Raw genomic sequence first — 22185 nt, 5'->3', positions numbered from 1 at the left:
CTGGGTGCACAACGCACCCGCGAACGAGGAGGTCCATGAACCAGCGCCACGCTTCCGCGACACCGCAGTCCGCGGAGCCCGAGACGATCGACCGCGAGACGGACGCCGACCTGGAGTTCGACCGGGCCATCGCCCGCATCCTGCGCGGTCACGGGAACGCCGTGGCGTCGGGGGTGGACGACGACCGGCGTTCCGACGACAGCGACGGGCACACCGCCTTCGACGGGGACCAGCTCGACCTCGCCGACCGCCGCGCCCTGCGCCGTGCCGCAGGTCTGTCCACCGAGCTGTCCGACGTCACCGAGGTCGAGTACCGCAAGCTGCGCCTGGAGCGCGTCGTCCTGGCCGGGGTGTGGTCCAGCGCCGACTCCAACCGCGCCGAGGCCGAGGTCTCGCTGCAGGAGCTGTCCGCCCTGGCCGCCACCGCCGGCTCCGACGTCCTGGCCGGCGTCCTGCAGCGTCGTTCCACGCCCGACGTCGCGACCTACCTGGGGGCCGGCAAGGCCGCGGCCCTGGCCGACCTGGTCGCCGCCGAAGGGGCCGACACGGTCATCTGCGACGGGGAGCTGTCGGCCTCCCAGCGTCGTGGGCTGGAGGACATCGTCAAGGTCAAGGTCGTCGACCGGACCGCGGTGATCCTCGACATCTTCGCCCAGCACGCCAAGAGCCGGGAGGGCAAGGCCCAGGTCGAGCTGGCCCAGCTCGAGTACCTGCTGCCGCGCCTGCGCGGTTGGGGTGAGTCGATGTCCCGGCAGGCCGGTGGTCGGGTCGCCGGGGGTGCCGGGATCGGTTCCCGCGGTCCCGGTGAGACGAAGATCGAACTGGACCGCCGTCGCATCCGCGGGCGGATGGCCAAGCTGCGCCGCGAGATCAAGGGCATGGGCACGGCCCGCGTCGAGAAGCGCTCGCTGCGGCACGCCCGCGCGGTGCCGGCCGTCTCCATCGCCGGGTACACCAACGCGGGCAAGTCCTCGCTGCTCAACCGGCTCACCGGCGCCGGGGTCCTGGTCGAGAACGCGCTGTTCGCGACGCTGGACCCGACCGTCCGGCGGGCCCAGACGCCCGAGGGGCGGCCGTACACCCTGGCCGACACCGTCGGGTTCGTCCGCTCGCTGCCCCACCAGCTCGTCGAGGCGTTCCGCTCGACGCTGGAGGAGGTCGCCGAGTCCGACGTCGTCCTGCACGTCGTCGACGGATCGCACCCCGACCCCGAGGGTCAGCTGGCCGCCGTGCGCAGCGTCCTGGCCGACGTCGACGCCCAGGACGTGCCGGAACTGGTCGCGATCAACAAGGCCGACGTGGCCGACCCGGAGGTCCTGGACCGGCTGCTGCGCAAGGAGAAGAACGCCGTCGCGGTCTCCGCGCGCACGGGTCAGGGCGTCGAGGAGCTGCTGGCCCGCATCTCCGAGATGCTGCCGGTGCCGGACGTCGAGCTCGAGGTGGTCGTGCCCTACGACCGCGGTGAGCTGGTCCACCGGGTGCACACCACCGGGCAGGTGCTGGACGAGGAGCACACGGCCGACGGCACCCGCCTGCTGGCGCGGGTGCGGCCCCGGCTGGCGGCCGAGCTCGAGCAGTACCGGCTGTCCCGCACGGCCTGAGGTGACGTCCACCCGTGCACAGCGCGCCGCACCCGCGGCGCGCTGTGGACGGTGGCCGTGACCGCGGCGCCGGCGGGAGAGGATGGGACGGTGAGCACGTCCACCGAGAACCCGCCCAGGGTGTCCGGCGAGGTCGAGGGTCCCGAAGCGGCCGACCTGCTGGACACCGTCGTCGACGCCCTGGGTGGACAGCGCCGCGACGGCCAGGCCCGGATGGCCCAGGCCGTCACCGACGCGATCCGCACCCGGCGCCACCTGCTGGTGCAGGCCGGTACCGGCACGGGCAAGTCGATGGCCTACCTGGTCCCGGCCGTCGCGCACGCCGTGCACACCGACCGCACGGTCGTCGTCACCACCGCCACGCTGGCCCTGCAGGCGCAGGTCGTCGAACGCGACCTGCCCCGGCTGGCGGAGGCGATCGCCCCCGCCCTGCACCGCGCGCCCACCTGGGAACTGCTCAAGGGGCGGGCGAACTACTTGTGCCGCAACAAGCTCGACGGCGGCTTTCCCAGCGACGAGGGGGCGTTGTTCGACATCGCCGCCCCGACCAGCGAGGGGTCCGGCGACACGGGCCGCCTCGGCCGCGAGGTCGTCCGGCTGCGCGAGTGGGCCGAGACCACCGACACCGGCGACCGGGACGACCTCGACCCCGGGGTCAGCGACCGCGCCTGGCGGCAGGTGTCGGTCTCGGCCCGCGAATGCCTGGGGTCCCAACGCTGCCCGGTGGCCGCCGAGTGCTTCTCCGAGCGGGTGCGCGCCCGGGCCCGCGAGGTCGACGTCGTGGTCACCAACCACGCCATGACGGCCATCGACGCCATGGAGAACAGCGGCCTGCTGCTGCCCGAGCACGACGTGCTGATCGTCGACGAGGCGCACGAGCTGGCCGACCGCGTCACGGCCGTGGCCACGGCCGAACTGTCCGCCTCGGTGCTGCACGCCGCCTCCCGGCGGCTGCGCCGGGGGGCCGGCATCGTCTCCGAGCAGCTCGACGACGCCGCCGTCGCCCTCGAGGCCGCGCTCGAGGAGACCCCACCCGGCCGGCTGGACCGCTGGCCGGACGCCTTGGCCGACGCCGTCGTCGCGGTGCGCGACGCCGCCCGGCAGGCCCTGACCGACCTGAAGGACGCCGGTGAGGCCTCCTCCAAGGAGGAGGACACCGAGTCCCGCGGCGCCCGGCACCTGGCGCGCGCGGCCGTGCAGGAGGTGTTCTCGGTCGCCGAACGCCTCGCCGAGGACGTCGGCCGCGGGGCGCAGGACAGCTACGACGTGGCCTGGGTGACCGCCGGGTTCGGCGCCGCCGCGCGGCCGCCGTCGCTGCACATCGCGCCGCTGTCGGTGGCGGGACTGCTGCGCGAGAAGCTGTTCAGCGAGCGGACCGTCGTGGCGACGTCGGCGACCCTGACCCTGGGCGGGTCCTTCGACCCGGTCGCCGGGGCGTTCGGCCTGAAGGGGGAGAAGGGTGCGAAGACGCCGTGGACCGGCGTCGACGTCGGCAGCCCCTTCGACTACCCCCGGCAGGGGATCCTCTACGTGGCCCGGCACCTGCCGCCGCCGGGCCGCGGCGCCAGTGAGGCCGCCCTGGACGACCTCGCGGCGCTCGTCGAGGCCGCGGGCGGGCGGACGCTCGGGCTGTTCTCCTCCCGCCGGGCCGCCGAGGAGGCCGCCGAGGCGCTGCGCAAACGGGTGAGCACCCCGGTGCTGTGCCAGGGCGAGGACCGGCTGCCCAAGCTCGTGCGCGACTTCACCGCCGACCCCGAGACCTCGCTGTTCGGCACGATGTCGCTGTGGCAGGGCGTCGACGTGCCCGGGGCGAGCTGTTCGCTGGTTGTCATCGACCGGATCCCGTTCCCGCGCCCCGACGACCCGCTGATGTCCGCCCGCGCCCGCGCGGTGGACGTCGCCGGCGGCAACGGCTTCCTGACGGTCTCCGTGGCGCACGCCGCGGTACGGCTGGCTCAGGGCGCCGGCCGGCTCATCCGCGCCGCGGGCGACCGCGGGGTGGTGGCCGTGCTCGACTCCCGGCTCGCGACGGCCCGCTACGGCGGCTTCCTGCGCCAGACGCTGCCGGACTTCTGGCCCACGACCTCGACCGAGACCGTGCTGGCGTCCCTGCGCCGGCTGAGGGAAGGGTGAGCTGTGAGGGTGAACCCGCAGGTGGCGGCTGACGGGGCGCGGTGGGGATGGCATCCTCGTCGGGTGGCCACCGTCGGCTTCCTGCACACCGCGCACGCCCACGTGCGCACCTTCAGCGACCTCCTGGACCAGCGCGACGAGACCGTGGCCGACCGTCACCTCGTCGACACCGGCCTGCTCGTCGCGGCACGCGCCCGCGGCGTCGACAGCGTGCGGTCGGCCATCGCCGACCGGCTGCGACGGCTGGTGGCCGAGGGGGCGGACGTCGTCGTCTGCACGTGCTCGACGATCGGCCCGACGGCGAAGGCCGTCGGGGCGCAGATGGGTCTGCGGGTGGTGCGGGTGGACCGGCCGATGGCCGAGGCCGCCGTGCTGGCCGGGCGGCGCATCGCCGTGGTCGCCTCCCTCGACGAGGCGGCGGCCACGCTCATGCCGTTGTTGCGCGAGTGCGCCGCCAGCACCGGCCGGGTCGTGGACTTCGTCGACGTGCGGTGCACCGACACCTGGTCGGCGTTCGAGTCCGGGGACCTGCTGACCTACACGACGGGCGTGGCCGACGCGGTGCGCCGGGCCGTGGTGCCGCTGGACCCGCCGGTGGACGTCGTGGTCCTGGCCCAGGCCAGCATGGTCGACGCAGCGCCGTTGCTGCGCGACCTGCACGTTCCCGTGCTCACCTCGCCCCGCCTGGTGGTCGAGGCTGCCGTGGAGCTCGTCCAGCCCGTGGGCTGAGACCCCTCAGAGGCTGCGCAGGACGGCGGTGACCTTGCCCAGGACCGTCGCCTCGTCGCCGTCGATGGGGTCGAACAAGGGGTTGCGCGGCAGCAGCTTCACGTGACCGTCCTTGCGCTGCAGCACCTTGACCGTGGCTTCGCCGTCGATCATGGCGGCCACGACCTCACCGTTGTCGGCCGTGGGCTGGCGGCGCACGACGACCCAGTCGCCGTCGCAGATGGCGGCCTCGATCATGGACTCACCCACCACGCGGAGCATGAAGTGCTCGCCCGTGCCGATGAGCTGGGAGGGCAGCGGGAAGACCTCCTCGACCAGTTCCTCGGCCAGGATGGGGCCACCGGCGGCGATGCGGCCGACGAGCGGGACGTAGGTGGGACGGGGCCGGTTGTCACCGGCCGTGTCCTCGGTGCCGCTGACCAGGCCCCAGCCGTACTGCGGGGGCGGCGAGACGACCTCGAGCGTGCGGGGCCGGCGCGGATCCTTGCGCAGGAAACCCAGCTTCTCCAGCGTCTTGACCTGGTGGGCGACGCTGCTGGGACTGGTCAGGCCGACGGCCTGGCCGATCTCGCGCATGCTCGGCGGGTAGCCGCGGGACTCGACGCACTCGCGGATCGCGGCCAGCACCCGGCGCTGGCGGTTGGTCAGGCCGTCGCGGACCAGGGGCGGGTCGGGGAACTCGTGGATCGTGGCGGACTGCTGCGACGGCTCCATCGCCGGTCCGCTCCCGTCGGTCCCACCCAGCACCTCGGCCACGTCGATCTCCCTGTCCGTTCCTGTCCCAGGTCGCCCGGCGACGGGGGTCGCCGGGTGGCGCCACGGTAACCAGCGCGCCCCCCTCCATCAAACACCTGTTCGAACCGGGCGTGTCGCACGACCCTGGTGGGGCGGGTCACCGGTGCCTAGCGTGGACGCCATGTGCCGGAACATCCGTCAGCTGCACAACTTCGAGCCTCCCGCCACCGACGACGAGGTCCGCGCGGCCGCCCTGCAGTACGTGCGGAAGGTGGCCGGGACGACGAAGCCGTCGGCCCGCAACGCCGAGGCCTTCGAGCGGGCCGTCGCGGCCGTCGAGCACGCCACCCGTCACCTGCTCGAGGACCTGGTGACGGCCGCGCCGCCGAAGGACCGGGAGGTCGAGGCGGCCCGGGCGCGGGAGCGGGCGGCCAGGCGCTACGCGTCGTGAGGTGGCCGGCGGCGGGGGCGCGCTGAGGCGTCGTCGCAGGTGGGAGCTCGTGTCGCAGGTCGGTGGCACCGTCTGTCGGCGTTCCCCCGTGGAGTCACGGGGTTGCGCTCCACCGTTCGAACGGTGGTAGAACAGTCGCACCGCATCGAACACCCGTTCGATCGTGGTGCCGCCGAGCTGGAGGTCCACGTCCGTGAGCACCACCGTCCTCGCCCTACCCGGCTCCTTGCCCGCCGCCCACCGGCCGGCCGCGGCGCCCGCGCGTTCCCGCCGCCGCACCGTCCCGCACCCGCGCACGCACGTCCGTCCTCGTGCGCACGCACGACCGCTGCGGCTGACCCGGCGTGGTCGCCTGGCCCTGACCTGCACGGCCGCGACGGTCCTGACCGGTGCCCTCGTCGCCGTGACGGGCGCGCTGACCGGCGCCTCGGCCGGCACGGAGCCGGCCCCGCCGCCCGCCGTCCACACCGTCCTGCCCGGTCAGACGATGTCCGGCATCGCCGCGATCTGGGCACCGGCCCAGGACTGGCGGGAGGTCGCCGCCGAGATCGTGGACCTCAACGGGCTGACCTCCATGCAGCTGCTGGCCGGTCAGCGGCTGACGATGCCCGACCGGGACTGACGGTGGTCCGGCCGGGGGAGCGGCTCGCCGGGCGTGTTGCCCGCTGCGAGGGTCTCGACGTACGGTCGACCCTGGACCAGGGCTGTCGTTCGGTCGCAGGGGAGGAAGTCGGGGTGCACTGCCCGTTCTGCCGTCACGAGGACTCTCGTGTCGTGGATTCGCGTACCACCGACGACGGCAGCTCGATCCGCCGGCGCCGGCAGTGCCCCAACTGCTCCAAGCGGTTCACCACGGTGGAGACCGCCAGCCTGACCGTCGTCAAGCGCTCCGGGGCGCCCGAACCGTTCAGCCGCGCCAAGATCGCCTCCGGTGTCCGCAAGGCCTGCCAGGGCCGTCCGGTCAGCGAGGACGACATCGCCCTGCTCGCCCACCGCGTCGAGGAAGCCGTCCGCGCCCAGGGGGCCGCCGAGATCGACGCCCACCAGGTGGGGCTGGCGACGTTGCCGTTCCTGCAGGAGCTCGACGAGGTCGCCTACCTGCGCTTCGCCTCGGTCTACCAGGCGTTCGACTCCCTGGCCGACTTCGAGAAGGCCATCGACCGCCTGCGCGCGCAGCGCGAGTCCGGCCTGGCGGCGAACGCCGGGCCGCAGGCTGCGGCCGAACCCGTCGTGGCGCGCGGCTGACCCACCTCCTCGACCCGCCGCGACGGCGAGGATGATGGACGGATGCTCGATCCCGCCTCGCTGTACTCCTACGAGGGTGAGCGACCGTCCCTGGTGGAACCCCCGCTGGTCCTGGCACTGAACGGGTTCATCGACGCCGGCAACGCCGTGCGGCAGACCGTCGACCACCTGCTCGCCACCTGCCGGCACGAGGTGGTCGCCACCTTCGACGTCGACCAGTTGCACGACTACCGCGCCCGCCGCCCCACGATGACCTTCGGGGGCCAGAACTGGGTCGACTACGAGCCGCCGCGACTGCAGCTGCACCTGCTGCACGACGAGGAGGGCTCCTCGCTGCTCCTGCTGACCGGCCCTGAACCCGACGTGCAGTGGGAGCGGTTCACCGCAGCCGTGTGGCGACTGGCCGACGAGCTCGGTGTCGGACTGACCATGGTCCTGTCCGCCGCGCCCACCGCGGTGCCGCACACCCGTCCCAGCGGGGTGACCGCCAGCGCCAGCCGTCCCGAACTGCTGGAGGGCTACCGCACCTGGGACGTCGAGGCGCAGGTGCCCGGGCACGCCGCCGCCCTGGTCCACCTGCGCGGATCGCAGGCCGGTCGCGACGTCGTCTCCGTCCTGGCGCACGTCCCGCACTACCTGGGCAGCAGCGACTACCCCGACGCGGCGGCCGTGCTGGTGCGGACCATCTCCGGCGCCACCGGTGTCGCGATCCCCGTCGAGTCGTTGCAGGAGGCCGCCTCGAGCACCCGGGTGGAGGTGGACCGCCAGGTCGCCGAGTCGCCGGAGGCGGCCGCCGTCGTCACCGCGCTGGAGGAGCAGTACGACGCCTTCGGCGACGAGGGGCGCGGCACGGGCGCGGCCAGCGCGTTCCTGCCCACCGCCGACGAGCTCGGTGAGGAGTTCGAGCGCTTCCTGGCCAAGCGCGAGGAGGACGCGGGCGAGGAGTGAGTCAGCAGCTGGTGGTGGCGTCGGACGTCCCGACGCTGCCGCCGGCGGCGCCGGACAGGTGGTGCAGCAGCGCCTGGGCGTAGGCGTCGGCGGCCTCGGGCGCCTCGAAGGCGTCGGCGCCGTTCTCGTCGAGCAGCAGGACGCGGTGCACGGTCCGGTCCCCGACGTCACGGCGCTCCAGCCGGGTGAAGTGCTCACCGAGCAGTTCGCGCAGCTGGTGCTCGGCGGGCATCCAGCACGCCTCGGGCTGGTCCACGGAGTCCATCGCCCACTCCGTGGTCCCGTTGAAGCCGATGATCTGACCGGTCGGGTGGTCGTGGACCTCGATGGTCATGTCGGACAGGGTGAACACGTCGGAGTCCATGTCCCGGTGCGGGATGACGAAGCGGTCCCCGGAGGCGGGTTTCCACTGCAGGCCGGCTTCCTTGAGGCGCAGGGCGAGATCGACGGAGATCACGGGACCAGCATGGAGCACGACGACGCCTCTCGTCGTGCTGAAGCGGCGCAGGCAGGGTAGGAACGTCTCCCATGAACGCCAGCTCCCCTGACCTCGACGCCGCCCGCGAGCGGCTGCTGACCATGCAGCGCGACCTGCAGACCACGATCGACGACCTGACCGAACGCCTGGAGTCGGGCAGCACCCCCGACGCGGCCGAAGGTGGTCAGGACGCGGGGGACATGGGAGCCCACGAGCAGCAGGCCGCCGAGAACGAAGGCCTGCTCGAAGGCGCCCGCCGACGGCTGGAGAGCGTCCAGGACGCGCTCAAGCGCATCGAGGACGGCACGTACGGCATCTCGGTCGTCTCCGGGCAGCCGATCCCGCTCGAGCGCCTCGAGGCGCTGCCCGACGCGGCCACGCTGACGGGCGAGAAGATCTAGCCACCAGCAGCGAGCGGCGGCCCGTCCTCAGGCCAGCACGACCGGACGGTCGTGCTGGTCGACCGGCAGGGGCCCGTCGACCACGGCCAGCACCGACATCCGCCTCAGCGCCACCGGGCCGGCGGTGGTGAGGAAGGCGGTGTCGGTCGCGTCGCGGCCGCAGGTGATGCGCAGCAACGAGTCCCGGGGCGCCAGGCGGGTCGCGTCCACGACCTCCCAGCACCCGGCCGGGGCGGCCTCGACGACGGCGTGGAAGTCCATCGGGGACAACCCGGGGGCGTAGGCCGCGCACAGCCGCGCCGGCACGTCCAGGGCCCGCAGCAGGGCCACGACCAGGTGGGCGAAGTCCCGGCACACGCCCCGGCGGGCCAGCAGGGTCTCCAGGGCACCGTCGGTCGGGGCGCTGGAGCCGCAGACGTACGCCGTGTGCTCGTGCACCCAGCCGGCCACCCGGGCGGGCAGGTCGGCCCGCGGCACCGCGCCGAACTCGGCCGCGGCGAAGCTCACCAGCCGGTCGGAGGGGCAGAACCGGCTGGGCCGGGTGAACTCCCAGCGTTCGACCGGGCCCAGCGGCGCCGGGTGCGGACTCACCCGCGCCGTGGCCTCGTAGCAGACCCTCGTCGTCCCGGCGGGCAGCTCGAACTCGTGCAGGCGGGTGCCGTCCGGCTGACGCAGTTCGCGCACCGGCAGCGGCCCGTCGGGCCCGGCGACGGCCAGCCTCTCGGCCCGCAGGTCCACGCCGGGGCGCAGCGCCACCGCGGCGATCAGCCCGGCCGGCGTCGGGGCGCCGGCGTCCAGGACCAGTTCGGCGCGCACGGACGTCGAGCGACGCGCAGGGGAGGACATCGCGGGAGTGTGCCCCACCGTGCCGTGGGGCGCGCGTGGTGGTTGGGTGCCGGTCATGCGCATCGTCATCGCCGGGGGACACGGGAAGATCGCACTGCTGCTCGGGGCGCTCGCGGCCGCGCGCGGCGACGAGGTCGTGGGGCTGGTCCGCAACCCCGCGCACGCGCCGGACCTCGAGGCGGCGGGCGTGCGGGCGGTCGTGCGCGACCTGGAGTCCGCCGGACCGGCCGAGGTCGCGGCCGACCTCGCCGGTGCCGACGCGGTCGTCTTCGCCGCGGGAGCGGGCCCGGGCAGCGGGGCCCCGCGCAAGGACAGCGTGGACCGGGCGGCCGCGGTGCTGCTGGCGGACGCCGCCGAGGCGGCCGGGGTCCGCAGCTACCTGCTGATCTCCTCGGTCGGCGTCGACCGTGTCCGCGACGGTGCGCTCCCGGAAGGGGTCGAGGAGGTGTTCGTGGCGTACCTGCGGGCCAAGCTGGCCGCCGAGGAGGACCTGCTGTCCCGTGACGGGCTGCGCGTGAGCGTGCTGCGACCGGCGGGTCTGCTCGACGAGCCGGGCACCGGGCGGGTGCGCCTGGACCCGGCGGTCGACTCCGGCCGCGTGCCCCGCGCCGACGTCGCCGCCGTCTGCCTCGGCCTGCTGGACCGGCTGGTGGCCGGGGACGCCCCGGCAGCCGTCCTGGGGCTCGAGGGGGGCGACGTGCCGGTCGCCGAGGCGGTCGCGGCGGCCTAGAAGGCGCGGTGGCCGTACGCGGCGGCGAACAGGGCCAGCGCGGCCAGCGCCGTGCGGGTCGCCCGGACGGGCCGCCGGCGGTGACCTCCGGTCGCCCGCGCGCCGGTGCGCAGCCAGCGCCCGGGCACCCGGTCCAGCACGAACCCGAGCCCGCCGGCCAGCGCGCCCCACGCGGCCGCGAGGCCGAGCACGGCGGGGACGGTCAGGACGAGCAGGACGTGCGGGACGGCCGAGGCGTGCCGGCCGGCCGTGGCGGCGGCCTGCACGAGCAGACCCACGCCGGCCAGCACCCGGAACTCGGCGTCGTGGGACCGCCGGTCGCCGGCCGGTCCGGCGAACCGGGCCGTCAGGAGGCCGGCGGCGGCCAGCGCCACCAGGACGACCGCGGCGTTCGGGACCCGGTCGGTGGCCCACGTCACGTCGGCCCCGGCCGTGGCGAGGATCCAGACCGCCACGGCGAGCGCTGCGGCCAGCGGCAGCGTCAGGACGGGCCGGGAGCCCGGGACCGCGGAGCGGTGCAGGACGGCGGTCACGACGGCGCCCAGGCACACCTGCGCGGCGAACACCGTCGCGCTCGGTGCCAGCAGCAGCGCGCCCAGTGCCAGGACGAGCACCGTGAGCCGGCGGCCGAGCAGGGCGCGGCGACCGCGCTCGCCGCGGCCGGTGACGACGAGCAGCACCGCGGCGGTGACGGCCAGGTCACCCGGGCCGGGCGGGGTGGTCACGAGCACGGCCAGGGTCAGCGTGGCGACGACGGCGGCGCGCGAGGCGCCGAGCACCCGCTCGGCGGCCAGCCAGACCGCCACGACCGACAGGGAGCTGACCGCGGACTGCGCCGCTCCGGTCGCGGCGAACGGGGCCAGGACCGCCACGGCGAGGGCGTACAGGACGGCCGCGACGCTCGTGCGGTGCGGCCGTCGGGAGGTCAGCGAGGCGCGGGCCAGCAGCACCAGGCCGGCGAGCAGGACCGCGGAGCGCAACCAGCCGGGCGCCACCGGCGTGGCGGTGACGTCGAGCCAGGCCAGGGCCGGCAGGGCGAGCAACGCCGGCAGGGGCAGGTACCGACGTGCCGTCCCGGCCGCCAGGGCAGGGGCCAGGACCAGGGGTGCCGGGCCGGGCAGCAGCCGCACCGCGGCGACCAGGACCACCACGACCAGCGTGGAGACGAGCGGGTCCGGGTCGGCCCCGGCCAGGTGGGCCAGCCGGTCCAGGGCGCTCAGCAGCACCAGGCCGACCGCGCAGCCCAGCACGAACCGGGCCAGCGGATCGGGCAGCGCGAGGCCGGCCAGGCGCAGCAGCGGCACCCCCAGCAGCGGCAGGACGACCAGCGCGGCCGCCGCGACGCCCAGGGCGACCAGCGGGGCGGGCAGCGCCGGGGCCGCGGCGGCGGAGGCGACGGCGAGACCGGCCAGGACCAGCAGCAGGTGGGTGGTCGTCGGCCGCGCCGGCCGGTGGCCGCGCAGGGGAGCCCGGTGCCGGGCTCGCGCAGGGGTGGGCAGCACCTCGAGCCGGTCGACGGTGCGGGGCCGAGGGGTCGTGGTGCCGGGCCCGGGGTGGACACCGGGGTCGTCGCGGGGTTCGAGACGGCCGGCGGCGGCGATGGACGGCGCCGGGGTGCGGTGCGGGCCGGGGAGGTGCGGCAGCTGGGTCACGCGGCTCCTTCCGCCCTGCTGAGGTGTCGCGGCACGCTAGGGAGGACGGTGCGGGACCGGCAAACGGGCGAGGGGTGAGGTTCCGTCACGGTGCGTCAGATCCGTCGCCCGCTCCGCGCAGTCGCCGCCCCGCGACCGACCGCTCCCTCGAGGTGGAAACCCGTTGTGGCGCAGCGTGTGGTCCAGCTCCCGGGCCGGGTGTGCGGTCGTGGGTGCCGCCGGCCGCACCGGTGTGGTCGAGTTCAACGAGATGACGCAGCGTCACGACGGAGGGCGAGGGTGGGTGACTGTCGGCAAACACGTTCGGAGGCGGGCACCGCGGTGCGCCAGACTGGTGCCGTCCGCGAAGCCCTGAGCTGGAGGAAACACGTGTCCGCCCCCGACCTCGCACCCGCACGACCCGGTCGTGCGCTGCTGCTGGAGAACATCCACGCCGACGCCCGGACCCTGCTGTCCGAGGCCGGGTGGGAGGTCGAGACGACGTCCGGCGCCCTCGACGAGACCGAGCTGATCGAGAAGCTGCACGGCGTGTCGCTGCTGGGCATCCGCTCGCAGACCCAGGTGAGCGCCAAGGTCCTGGAGAACGCCCCCGAGCTGCGGGCGATCGGCGCGTTCTGCATCGGCACCAACCAGGTCGACCTGTTCGCGGCCGCCGCCCACGGGGTGGCCGTCTTCAACGCCCCGTACAGCAACACCCGCAGCGTCGTGGAGCTGGCGCTGGCCGAGATCATCGCCCTGACCCGCCGGCTCACGGTCAAGGACCGGGCCATGCACGAGGGGATCTGGGACAAGTCCGCGACCGGCTCGCACGAGGTGCGCGGCCGCCGGCTCGGGATCGTCGGCTACGGCAACATCGGCTCGCAGCTGTCGGTGGTGGCCGAGGCGCTGGGCATGAGCGTGTTCTTCTACGACACCACCGACAAGCTGGCCCTGGGCAACGCCCGCCGCTGCGGCAGCCTGCACGAGGTGCTCGAGATCGCCGACGTCGTCTCCCTGCACGTCGACGGCCGCAGCAGCAACACCGGGTTCTTCGGTCAGGACGAGTTCGCCCGGATGCGCCCCGGGTCGATCTTCCTGAACCTCTCGCGCGGTTTCGTCGTCGACCACGAGGCGCTGCGCAAGCACGTGGAGTCCGGGCACATCGCCGGCGCGGCCATCGACGTGTTCCCCAAGGAACCCAAGGGGTCGGGCCAGGAGTTCGAATCCGAGCTGCGCGGTCTGCCCAACGTCATCCTCACCCCGCACGTCGGTGGGTCGACCGAGGAGGCGCAGGAGGACATCGGCCGGTTCGTCGCCGCCAAGCTGCGCGACTACGCCCTCTACGGCGCCACGACGCTGTCGGTGAACCTGCCGACCCTGGGCACCGAGACGACGCCCGGCACCGTGCGCCTGGCCCACCTGCACCGCAACGTGCCGGGGGTGCTGGCCGCGATCAACTCCGTCCTGGCCGAGGCCGGGGTGAACATCGAGGGGCAGCAGCTGGCCACCCGCGGGGACCTGGGGTACGTCGTCACCGACATCGCCGACCACGCCTCCGAGGAGGTCGGCCGCCGCCTGCGCGAGCTGCCCGAGACCGTGCGGGTGCGCCAGCTCGGCTGATGACCCACCTCGTGGTGGTCTCCGACACCCACCTGCCGTCGCGGGCCAAGGACCTGCCCGCGCCGGTGTGGGCGGCGGTCGAGTCCGCCGACGTCGTGGTGCACGCCGGGGACTGGTGCGACGAGGCGACCGTGCTCGCACTGCAGGACCGGTCCGCGCAGCTGGTCGGGGTCGCCGGCAACAACGACGGCCCCGACGTGCGCGGGCACCTGCCGCAGTTCGCGACGTTCAGCCTCGACGGTGTGCGGTTCGGCGTCGTGCACGAGACCGGCGGCAAGGACGGGCGCGAGCGCCGGTGCGACGCCGCCTACGCCGACGACCTCGACGTCCTCCTGTTCGGGCACAGCCACATCCCGTGGGACTCGCTGACCCCGCGGGGCCTGCGGCTGCTCAACCCCGGCTCACCCACCGACCGGCGGCGGATGCCGACGGCGACGTGGCTCGAGCTCGACGTGCTCGACGGGGCCCTGCGCGGCGTGGAGCTGAAGCACGTGCCCCGCAGGTAGGCGCCGACCGCGGCTCACCGAGGAGCCTGCACCGCCCACTCCTCGGCCAGCAGCTCGTGGGACAGCGCCCGTTCGGCCGGGTCGTGCACGTTCGTGACGACCATGAGCTCGTCCGCGCCGCTGCGCTCGGCCAGTTCGCGCAGCACCGGCACCACCGTCGCGGCGGTGCCGGCGACCGGCCGTCCGTGCTGCTCGCGCTCCAGGTGCCCCCGCGCGTTGCGTTCGGCCAGGGTCCACCGGTGCGCCGCCGCCTCCTCCGGGCTCGGCAGCGGCGCGGAGACCCCCAGTCGCGTCCGGACCGTGGCCAGGTCGGCGGCCACCAGGAGCTCGGCCGCCCGTTGCTCGGTCGCCGACACCAGGACCGCGACGGCCAGCACCGCGTGCGGGGCGCTGCGCCGGCGCGAGGGGGTGAACCGCTCGCGGTAGGAGCGCAGGGCCGCCACCGGATCGGCCGTGCCGAAGTGCCCTGCGTAGGCGTACCCGGTGCCGAGTTCGGCGGCGACGCGCGCGCCGTGGTCGCTGGAACCCAGGACCCACACCGGCGGCAGCGCGACGTCGTCCGGCACGGCGCGGATCTCCGCGAACGGGTGACCGGGTTCGAACCCCTCGACGTAGCCGTGCAGTTCGGCGAACTGGTCGGGGAAGTCGTCGGCGACCAGGGCCTCGCGCGCCCGGCGCAGCGCCAGCGCGGTCCGGCCGTCGGTGCCCGGCGCCCGGCCGATCCCCAGGTCGATGCGGCCGGGGTGCAGTCCTTCCAGCGCCCGGAACGTCTCGGCGACCTGCAGCGGGGAGTGGTTGGGCAGCATGATCCCGCCCGCCCCGACCCGCAGCGTGCTCGTCGCCGCCGCCACCGCCGCGACGAGCACCGCGGGGGCCGAACTGGCCACCCCCGCCAGGTTGTGGTGCTCGGCCAGCCAGTACCGGTGGTAGCCGAGGCCCTCGACCGCGCGGGCCAGGTCGACGCTGGCCCGCAACGCCGCCGAGGCGCCCGATCCGGACGGGACGGGGGACAGGTCGAGCACGGACAGGGGAACGCCACTCACCTCCGAACTCTCACACGGGCGTGCGTCCGAGGTCGGGACTAGGGTCGCCAACCGTGTCACCAGGACGTTCCCAGGCGAGCCCTCGACAGCCCGTCCAGCAGGGCTGGCTGCGCCGGCTCGCCGGGTACTGCGGTCGCCACCGCCGCGACCTGGTCCTGTCCTTCGGTTCGGCCGTGGTCTCCTACGGCATCGCCGCCGCGGTCCCGCTGGTCGTCCGGCACGTCGTCGACGACGTGATCGCGCACCCCGGGGCGCCGCTGTGGCCGTGGGCCGTCCTGCTCGTCGCCGCCGGCCTGGTGATCTACGCCCTGGGCTTCGTCCGCCGCTACACCGCCGGCCGGCTGTCCCTGGACGTCCAGTTCGACCTGCGCACCGAGGTCCACGCGGCCGTGCAGCGCATGGACGGCCGCCAGCTCGACGGCCTGTCCACCGGCCAGGTCGTCTCCCGCTCCATCAGCGACGTCCAGCTGGTGCAGGGCTTGCTGGCCTGGCTGCCCAACGTCACCGGCAACTTCGTGCTGTTCGTCGTGTCCCTGGTCGTCATGGCCGTGCTGTCCCCGCCGCTGACCCTGGTGGCGCTCGCGATCGGCCCGGCGCTGTGGTGGATCGCCTGGCGCAGCCGGCGCGACCTGTTCCCCGCCAACTTCGCCGCCCAGGCCCGCGCCGCCGAGGTCGCCGCGCACGTCGAGGCCGCGGTCACCGGGGTCCGTGTCGTGAAGGGCTTCGGGCAGGAGGGCGCCGAACTGCGCCGGCTCGAGGGCGTCGTCGGAGACCTGTTCACCGAGCGCATGCGGGTCGTGCGCTACAACGCCCGCTACGGCCCCGCGCTGCAGGCCGTCCCGGCGATGGGGCAGGTCGGGGTGCTGCTGTTCGGCGGCTGGCTGGCCCTGAACGGCCACCTGACGATCGGGACGTTCCTGGCCTTCTCCACCTACCTGGGGCAGCTGGTCTCCCCGGTCCGCCAGCTCGCCGGCCTGCTGACCATGGGCCAGCAGGCGCGCGCGGGCGTCGAACGTGTCCTGCAGGTGGTGGACACCGTCCCGCACGTCCTGCGTCCCGGGCGCACCGCGGCCCGGGACCTGCCCGAGGGGCCGTTGTCGGTGGAGCTGTCCGGGGTGTCGTTCGGGTACGCCGGCGAGCGGCGGGTGCTGCAGGACGTCGACCTCACCGTGCCCGCCGGGTCCACCGTCGCCCTCGTCGGCACCGCCGGGTCGGGCAAGTCGACGCTGACGAACCTGCTGCCGCGCTTCTACGACGCCGACACCGGCTCGGTCCGGATCGGTGGGGTCGACGTGCGCGACCTGGAGCCCACCCAGCTGCGCGCGGCGGTCGGGATGGTCTTCGAGGAGACGTTCCTGTTCTCCGACACCGTGCGCGCCAACGTGGCGTACTCGGTCCCCACCGCGGGCGACGAGGACGTGCGGCAGGCGCTGCGCACGGCCGCGGCCGAGGGGTTCGTCGACGCCCTCGACCACGGCTGGGACTCCCGCGTCGGCGAACAGGGGCTGACGCTGTCCGGTGGGCAGCGCCAGCGGATCGGGCTGGCCCGCGCCCTGCTGGCCCGGCCGCGCGTCCTGGTCCTGGACGACGCGACCTCCGCGGTGGACCCCACCGTCGAGCAGCGCATCCTGTCCGCCCTGGCGCGCGAGCGCCGCAGCGGCCAGACGGTCCTGCTGGTGGCGCACCGGCGTTCGACGTTGCGGCTGGCCGACCGCATCGTCGTCCTGGACGGCGGCCGTGTCGTCGACGAGGGCACCGAGGAGGAACTGGCGCAGCGCTGCGCGGTGTTCCGGCGGCTGTTCGACCCCGACGAGCAGGCCCCGGCGGCGGAACGGGTCCCGTCGTCGAGCGCGATCCCGGCCCCGCGTCGGGGCAACCGGTCGGCCGCGGCGGCCGCCGTCGACGCTGGCCTGCCGGTCTCGGGCGAACTGCTGCGCCGGATCGCCGCGCTGCCGCCGCTGGCCGACCGCCCCGACGTCGACGTCGCGCAGGCCGAACGGCACGAGCCCCGGTTCGGCCTGGCCTCGCTGCTGCGCCCCTTCCGCTGGGCCCTGGTCGCCGCGGTGGCTCTGGTGGCCGGCGACGCCGCGGCCCAGCTCGTGCTGCCCCAGCTGGTGCGCGGCGGCCTCGACGACGGCGTGGCGCGCGGCGACCTGACCGCGCTCGGGACCGCCTCGGCGATCGCGGCGCTCGTGGTCGCGGCCGACTGGCTCGTCACCGTCGGCCAGGGCCGGGTCACCGGCCGCACGGGGGAGCGGATCCTGTACAGCCTGCGGCTGAAGACGTTCGCCCAGCTGCAGCGGCTGGGGCTGGACTACTACGAACGCGAGCAGGCCGGACGGATCATGACCCGGATGACGACCGACGTCGACGCGCTGTCGACGTTCCTGCAGAGCGGCGTGGCGCAGGCACTGGTGAGCCTGCTGTCGCTGGGCGGGGTGTTCGTGGCGATGTTCGTGCTCGAACCGGACCTGGCGCTGGTCGTGCTGTGCGTCCTGCCCGTGCTGGTGGTCGCGACGCTGCTGTTCCGGTCCCGCTCGCGCCCGGCCTACACCGAGGCCCGCGAGCGGGTCAGCGCCGTGAACGTCCAGTTCCAGGAGTCCGTGGCCGGCGTCCGCGTCACCCAGGCGTTCGTCCGCACGACCGAGGACTCCGCGGCCTTCGCCCGCAGGGGCTGGGCCTACCGGCAGGCGCGGCTGCGCTCGCAGCGGTACATCGCGACGTACTTCCCGTTCGTGCAGTTCCTCGACGAGGCCACCGCCGCGCTCGTCCTGGTCGCCGGTGGGCTTCTCGTGCGCGAAGGGCGGATCTCCCTCGGCGTCCTGGTCGCGTTCCTGCTGTACGTCGACCTGTTCTTCGCCCCCGTCCAGCAGTTGTCGCAGGTCTTCGACGGCTACCAGCAGGCCGCCGTCGGGTTGCGCCGGCTGCGCGACCTGCTGCGCACGCCGACGACGGTTCCCGTGGCGGCGCAGGCCGAACCGGTCGGCAGGCTGGCCGGTGACCTGCGCTTCGAGGCGGTGAGGTTCGCGTACCAGAACTCCGAGCGGCCGGCCCTGGCCGGCCTGGACCTGCACGTGCGGGCGGGGGAGACGGTGGCCCTGGTGGGCGAGACCGGCGCGGGCAAGTCGACGGTGGTCAAGCTCGCGGCCCGGTTCTACGACCCCAGCGCCGGGCGCGTGCTCGTCGACGGCAGGGACCTGCGCGACCTGGACCTGCAGGGTTTCCGGCGCCGGCTCGGCGTCGTCCCGCAGGAGGCGTACCTGTTCGACGGAACGGTGGCCGACGCCATCGCCTACGCCCGGCCCGACGCGCCGTTCGAGCAGGTCCGCGCCGCGGCGCTCGCGGTCGGGGCGGACGCCGCGATCCGCGCGCTGCCGGGCGGGTACGGGTTCGTGGTGGGCGAGCGGGGCCGCAACCTGTCCACCGGGCAGCGCCAGCTCGTCGCGCTGGCCCGGGCCGAGCTGGCCGATCCGGACGTCCTGCTGCTGGACGAGGCCACGGCCGCGCTGGACCCGGCCGCCGAGGCCGCCATCGCCGCGGCCAGCGACGCCGCGGCCAGCCGGCGCACCACCATCGTCGTGGCGCACCGCCTGTCCACCGCGGCGCGGGCCGACCGGATCGTCGTGCTCGACCACGGCCGGGTCGTCGAGCAGGGCACCCACGCCGAGCTGCTCGACCGCGACGGGTACTACGCCCGGTTGTGGGCCTCGTTCATCGCCGGGCGGGCCTCGGCGGCCTGAGGCCCGCCGGCGGCGGGACGGTCCACAGCCAGCCGGTCGGCGTACCCGCTGACGCACAGCAGGGTCTCGGGGGCCACGCCGGTCATCCAGTCCACCAACTGCACGCCGGGCTGGTCGAAGGCGTGCCGCAGCACGGCGTGCTCCAGCAACCGGCCGGGGGAGTAACGGGCCCAGCGGGTGCGGAACCGGCCGTCGTAGATGCCGTACCGCTCGCCCTGGCGCAGCCCGACCACGTAGGCGGCGACCTCGCCGTCGAGCCGCAGCACGCCCAGTTCCCGCCGGCAGGCCTGCGTGGGCAGGTCGGCCAGCGCCCGCAGCCGCCCGAGCCAGGTGCGCCGGCCCCACGGGGTGTCCAGGGCACAGGCCACACCGTGCGCCTCGTCGCGGTCCCGGTAGGCCGTCTCCAGGTCGGGCAGCGCGGCCTCGAAGGTCGCCGCGTCGGCCGTGATGGAGATGTCCATCGCGACACCGTCGGTGGCGAGCCGGTTGTGCGTCTTGCGCAGGTTCTTGCGCACCCCGGCGCTGACGAGCTGCTCGCCGGGCAGCGGGCGCAGGACGTACGGCACGGGAACCCCGCGGGTCACCACGGCGCCGGCCCCGTCGGCGAGGGCGGCCACCGCCGGGTCGTCGGGCAGCTCGGTCAGGTGCAGCCCGCTGCCGCGGGCGTCGGCCTCGCGGGCCAGCGCCGCGCCGAGCCACCACGCCGCCGCCGGCGAGGAGGCGGCGACGCCGGCCAGGTGGCCGCCGCCGCCGGTGAGCAGTTCGCTGCGCCGGCCCTGGTCGCCGATCCGGTCGTGCAGCACCACGGCGGCCCCGGGCATCACCACGGCCCACACCGAGGTCGCGGGAGCCGCGTCCAGCGCGGCGCGCAGCCACGCCCCGGAGGCCGTCGGGGCCAGGTGGTGGTGCCGTGCGGCCAGGTCCTCGAACCGGGCCAGCACGGCCTGCCGGCCGCGCAGGACGTCGTGGTCCAGGTCGGGGGAGGTGGCGGTCACGACGCACCCCCGGGCAGGACCACGGTGCCCAGCGGGCGACCCAGCACGGGGCGGGGGTCGCGGGTGACCAACCAGGTCTCCAGCTCCTCGGCGGGCAGGGCCTTGGCGAAGAGCCAGCCCTGCAGCACGTCGCACCCGGCCTCGGCCAGTTCCCGGCTCGTCGCCTCGTCCTCCACGCCCTCGGCGACCAGACGCAGCCCCAGGGAGTGGGCCAGCATGATCGTCGAGCGCACGATCGCCAGCGCCCGGGTGTCCTCGGCCAGGTCGGTCAGGAACGACTTGTCGAGCTTGAGGTCGTCGATGGGCAGCTGCCGCAGGTAGGCCAGCGAGGAGTACCCGGTGCCGTAGTCGTCGACGGCGACGCGGATCCCACGGGCGCGCAGGCCGGCCAGGATGCCCTGGGCCCGTTCGCGGTCGGCCATGAGGAAGTCCTCGGTGATCTCGATCTCGAGCAGCCGCGCGGGCAGCTGCCGGGCGGTGAGCAGGCCCGAGACGCGGTCGGGCAGGTCGGCGTCGCCCAGGGAGGAGGCCGACAGGTTGACCGCGACCGCCAGCGGGTTGCCGGCCCGGCACCACGACGCGGCCTGGTCCAGCGCCTGCTCGAGCACCGCGCGGGTCAGTTCCTCCATGAGGCCGGCGGCCTCGACGACGGGCAGGAACGCGTCGGGGTACAGCAGCCCGCGGCGCGGGTGCACCCACCGCACGAGGGCCTCGACGCTGTCGACCCGGCCGGTGGCGACGTCGACCTTCGGCTGGTAGTGCAGCACCAGGCGCCGCGCGGCGATGTCGGAGCGCAGCAGTTCGGCCGTCTCCAGCCGCTCCCCGGAGGCGAACTCGTCGACGTCCTCGGAGTAGGCGAACGTCCCCAGGTGCCGGCTCTTGGCGTGGTACATGGCCACGTCGGCCTGACGCAGCAGGGTGGGCAGCTCGGCCGAGGCGGTCGGCAGCACGGAGATGCCGATGCTCGCGCGGGCCCGGACCTGCACGCCGTCGAGGTCGTAGAGCTGGTGCAGCGCAGCGTGGACCTCGGTGGCCACCGCCTCGGCCTCGGCGTGCCCGGCGCCGACGCGGGCGATGGCGAACTCGTCGCCGCCGAGCCGGACGACGACGGTGTCGGGGTCACCGGCCACCTCCTGCAGCCGTCGCGCGACATCGCGCAGCAGCGCGTCGCCGGCCTGGTGACCGAGGCTGTCGTTGACCTCCTTGAAGCCGTCCAGGTCCAGCAGGAGCAGCGCGGAGGTGGTGCGGCCGGCCTCGCCCCGGGCCTGCACGGCTCGCTGCTGGGACAGCAACCGGGGCGTGCGGTCGTACAGCGCGCGCCGGTTGCCCAGGCCCGTCAGCTCGTCGGTCCAGGCCAGCTCACGGTGCTCCGCGAGCTTGGTCACCTCGCGGAAGGTGAACAGCAGCCGGGCCAGGGCGGCCAGCACCGTGACGGCGGCCAGGGCGATGGCCACCGGGTGCATCGGGCGCTGGTGGTCGACGACCAGGACGCCGAGCGAGACGGCCGTGGCCAGCACCGGGATCGACAGCAGCGCCCAGCCGGGCAACTTCGGGCCGGTCGGTGCCGACGGCCAGCCGGGGGTGAACCCCATGAGCACGACACCGGTGACCCAGACGCCGTCGGCCAGGCCGCCGGAGACGTAGGTGCCCTGGGCGGTCATGAACAGGTAGGCCACGTCGGCCACGACGAAGACGACCAGGCCGGCCGCCAGCAGCCACAACCCCTTCGGCGGTCGCCAGCCGAACAGCGCCAGCACCGCGGCCAGCACCAGCAGCAGGACCAGGTCCAGCGCCGGGTAGGCCGAGGTCGTCGCGACCGCGGCCCAGGACCCGGAGGTGGACACGATGGGCCCGATGACGGCCGCAGCGGCGACGGCCCCCACGGCCAGGCCCCCCACGACGCCGTCCAGCCACAGGCTCTTGGCGTGCCGCCCGTCCCGGCCGCGGGCCAGCATGATCAGGGCGGTGAAGGTGATCGGGTAGAACAGCAGGAAGCCGACGTCGGCCCCGGACGGGTACGGCTGGTCCGGCAGCGGGCGCACCGCGACGGTCCAGAAGACGTTGCCGGAGCCGTAGACGGCCAACCCCGCCGTGAGCAGGTAGCCACCGCGCCGACGTCCTGGTGCCAGGGTCGAGGTGCGCAGCAGGCACAGAGCCGCTGCGGACTCGTAGGCGAGGTTGTTGAGCAGACCGTCGAGCACGAACGAGTAGCCGGCTTCGGGCCGCACGCCCGGCAGCGTCGAGACGACGAAGGCCACCGGAGCCAACAGGCACAGCACGTGCAGCGGGGCCTGCCAGCGGGTGGTGGGCGTCGGCCGGTGCGCCGGGTGTCGGGACACGTCGTACCTCCTGA

General features: G+C 74.8%; 19 protein-coding genes. 12 read left to right on the top strand and 7 right to left on the bottom strand.

The window, feature by feature from the left end; all coding sequences use genetic code 11:
* Positions 1–35 precede the first annotated feature (35 nt).
* From hflX to ACRYR2_RS07395, 3 genes are all read left to right on the top strand, one after another.
* The gene (gene hflX / locus ACRYR2_RS07405; protein ID WP_432562197.1) at positions 36–1601 is read left to right on the top strand and encodes a GTPase HflX; all 1566 of its coding nucleotides are present in this window, start codon (positions 36–38) and stop codon (positions 1599–1601) included.
* A gap of 90 nt (positions 1602–1691) precedes the next feature.
* Entirely contained in the window at positions 1692–3734 is a 2043-nt protein-coding gene (locus tag ACRYR2_RS07400; protein ID WP_432562196.1) for an ATP-dependent DNA helicase, read from the top strand.
* 63 nt (positions 3735–3797) lie between these two features.
* The gene (locus ACRYR2_RS07395; RefSeq protein ID WP_432562195.1) at positions 3798–4463 is read left to right on the top strand and encodes an aspartate/glutamate racemase family protein; all 666 of its coding nucleotides are present in this window, start codon (positions 3798–3800) and stop codon (positions 4461–4463) included.
* Between the two features lie 6 nt (positions 4464–4469).
* On the opposite strand, the gene lexA is transcribed toward ACRYR2_RS07395, so the two are convergent.
* A complete protein-coding gene (lexA, locus tag ACRYR2_RS07390) occupies positions 4470–5177 on the bottom strand; it encodes a transcriptional repressor LexA (RefSeq protein WP_432562207.1) in 708 nt (235 codons plus the stop codon).
* A 202-nt stretch (positions 5178–5379) separates the two neighbouring features.
* On the opposite strand from lexA, the gene ACRYR2_RS07385 reads away from it, so the two are divergent.
* From ACRYR2_RS07385 to ACRYR2_RS07370, 4 genes are all read left to right on the top strand, one after another.
* A complete protein-coding gene (locus ACRYR2_RS07385; protein WP_432562194.1) occupies positions 5380–5649 on the top strand; it encodes a DUF2277 domain-containing protein in 270 nt (89 codons plus the stop codon).
* 193 nt (positions 5650–5842) lie between these two features.
* Entirely contained in the window at positions 5843–6271 is a 429-nt protein-coding gene (locus tag ACRYR2_RS07380) for a LysM peptidoglycan-binding domain-containing protein (protein WP_432562193.1), read from the top strand.
* 113 nt (positions 6272–6384) lie between these two features.
* A complete protein-coding gene (gene nrdR, locus ACRYR2_RS07375; protein ID WP_432562192.1) occupies positions 6385–6894 on the top strand; it encodes a transcriptional regulator NrdR in 510 nt (169 codons plus the stop codon).
* A 42-nt stretch (positions 6895–6936) separates the two neighbouring features.
* Positions 6937–7842 carry a proteasome assembly chaperone family protein gene (locus ACRYR2_RS07370; RefSeq protein WP_432562191.1) on the top strand — a complete coding sequence of 302 codons (906 nt, stop codon included), beginning with the start codon at positions 6937–6939 and terminating at the stop codon, positions 7840–7842.
* A gap of 1 nt (position 7843) precedes the next feature.
* Here ACRYR2_RS07370 and ACRYR2_RS07365 read toward each other — a convergent pair whose 3' ends face one another.
* A complete protein-coding gene (locus tag ACRYR2_RS07365; RefSeq protein ID WP_432562190.1) occupies positions 7844–8299 on the bottom strand; it encodes a pilus assembly protein CpaE in 456 nt (151 codons plus the stop codon).
* 71 nt (positions 8300–8370) lie between these two features.
* Here ACRYR2_RS07365 and ACRYR2_RS07360 point away from each other — a divergent pair, with 71 nt between their 5' ends.
* A complete protein-coding gene (locus tag ACRYR2_RS07360) occupies positions 8371–8721 on the top strand; it encodes a TraR/DksA family transcriptional regulator (protein WP_432562189.1) in 351 nt (116 codons plus the stop codon).
* A gap of 27 nt (positions 8722–8748) precedes the next feature.
* Here ACRYR2_RS07360 and ACRYR2_RS07355 read toward each other — a convergent pair whose 3' ends face one another.
* A complete protein-coding gene (locus ACRYR2_RS07355) occupies positions 8749–9567 on the bottom strand; it encodes a transglutaminase-like domain-containing protein (RefSeq protein WP_432562188.1) in 819 nt (272 codons plus the stop codon).
* A gap of 55 nt (positions 9568–9622) precedes the next feature.
* Here ACRYR2_RS07355 and ACRYR2_RS07350 point away from each other — a divergent pair, with 55 nt between their 5' ends.
* Positions 9623–10297 carry an NAD(P)-binding oxidoreductase gene (locus tag ACRYR2_RS07350; protein ID WP_432562206.1) on the top strand — a complete coding sequence of 225 codons (675 nt, stop codon included), beginning with the start codon at positions 9623–9625 and terminating at the stop codon, positions 10295–10297.
* On the opposite strand, the gene ACRYR2_RS07345 is transcribed toward ACRYR2_RS07350, so the two are convergent.
* Complete coding sequence (locus tag ACRYR2_RS07345; protein ID WP_432562187.1) at positions 10294–11949, bottom strand: hypothetical protein; 1656 nt, start codon at positions 11947–11949, stop codon at positions 10294–10296. The two genes, ACRYR2_RS07350 and ACRYR2_RS07345, sit on opposite strands and share 4 nt — an antisense overlap.
* Positions 11950–12318: 369 nt before the next feature.
* Here ACRYR2_RS07345 and serA point away from each other — a divergent pair, with 369 nt between their 5' ends.
* Both serA and ACRYR2_RS07335 read left to right on the top strand, forming a co-directional pair.
* Positions 12319–13548, top strand: coding sequence for a phosphoglycerate dehydrogenase (serA, locus tag ACRYR2_RS07340; protein WP_432562186.1), 1230 nt, complete (start codon positions 12319–12321; stop codon positions 13546–13548).
* Positions 13548–14054: a metallophosphoesterase family protein gene (locus ACRYR2_RS07335; protein WP_432562185.1), complete on the top strand. Its 507-nt coding sequence runs from the start codon at positions 13548–13550 to the stop codon at positions 14052–14054. Before serA ends, ACRYR2_RS07335 begins: the two co-directional genes overlap by 1 nt.
* A 14-nt stretch (positions 14055–14068) precedes the next feature.
* On the opposite strand, the gene ACRYR2_RS07330 is transcribed toward ACRYR2_RS07335, so the two are convergent.
* Positions 14069–15097 (bottom strand): LLM class flavin-dependent oxidoreductase, encoded by a 1029-nt coding sequence (locus tag ACRYR2_RS07330; RefSeq protein WP_432562184.1) that lies wholly within the window; start codon positions 15095–15097, stop codon positions 14069–14071.
* A 53-nt stretch (positions 15098–15150) separates the two neighbouring features.
* Between ACRYR2_RS07330 and ACRYR2_RS07325 the strand changes: the two genes are divergently transcribed.
* The gene (locus tag ACRYR2_RS07325) at positions 15151–18837 is read left to right on the top strand and encodes an ABC transporter ATP-binding protein (protein WP_432562183.1); all 3687 of its coding nucleotides are present in this window, start codon (positions 15151–15153) and stop codon (positions 18835–18837) included.
* On the opposite strand, the gene ACRYR2_RS07320 is transcribed toward ACRYR2_RS07325, so the two are convergent.
* A complete protein-coding gene (locus tag ACRYR2_RS07320; RefSeq protein ID WP_432562182.1) occupies positions 18786–19832 on the bottom strand; it encodes a GNAT family N-acetyltransferase in 1047 nt (348 codons plus the stop codon). The genes ACRYR2_RS07325 and ACRYR2_RS07320 overlap by 52 nt on opposite strands.
* Positions 19829–22171, bottom strand: coding sequence for a putative bifunctional diguanylate cyclase/phosphodiesterase (locus tag ACRYR2_RS07315; protein WP_432562181.1), 2343 nt, complete (start codon positions 22169–22171; stop codon positions 19829–19831). Before ACRYR2_RS07315 ends, ACRYR2_RS07320 begins: the two co-directional genes overlap by 4 nt.
* Positions 22172–22185: the final 14 nt, after the last annotated feature.

This window comes from Kineococcus deserti (genome assembly GCF_050871945.1).
In the GTDB taxonomy this organism is placed as follows: domain Bacteria; phylum Actinomycetota; class Actinomycetes; order Actinomycetales; family Kineococcaceae; genus Kineococcus.
The sequence above is the reverse complement of the archived record's forward strand: the minus strand, read 5'-3'. Positions and strand labels throughout refer to the sequence as shown.

Coding starts and splice junctions, on each gene's coding strand:
- hflX (WP_432562197.1), top strand. CDS start 36: ATGAACCAGCGCCACGCTTCCGCGACACCGCAGTCCGCGGAGCCCGAG.
- lexA (WP_432562207.1), bottom strand. CDS start 5,177: ATGGAGCCGTCGCAGCAGTCCGCCACGATCCACGAGTTCCCCGACCCG.
- ACRYR2_RS07385 (WP_432562194.1), top strand. CDS start 5,380: ATGTGCCGGAACATCCGTCAGCTGCACAACTTCGAGCCTCCCGCCACC.
- ACRYR2_RS07370 (WP_432562191.1), top strand. CDS start 6,937: ATGCTCGATCCCGCCTCGCTGTACTCCTACGAGGGTGAGCGACCGTCC.
- ACRYR2_RS07360 (WP_432562189.1), top strand. CDS start 8,371: ATGAACGCCAGCTCCCCTGACCTCGACGCCGCCCGCGAGCGGCTGCTG.
- ACRYR2_RS07355 (WP_432562188.1), bottom strand. CDS start 9,567: ATGTCCTCCCCTGCGCGTCGCTCGACGTCCGTGCGCGCCGAACTGGTC.
- ACRYR2_RS07350 (WP_432562206.1), top strand. CDS start 9,623: ATGCGCATCGTCATCGCCGGGGGACACGGGAAGATCGCACTGCTGCTC.
- ACRYR2_RS07335 (WP_432562185.1), top strand. CDS start 13,548: ATGACCCACCTCGTGGTGGTCTCCGACACCCACCTGCCGTCGCGGGCC.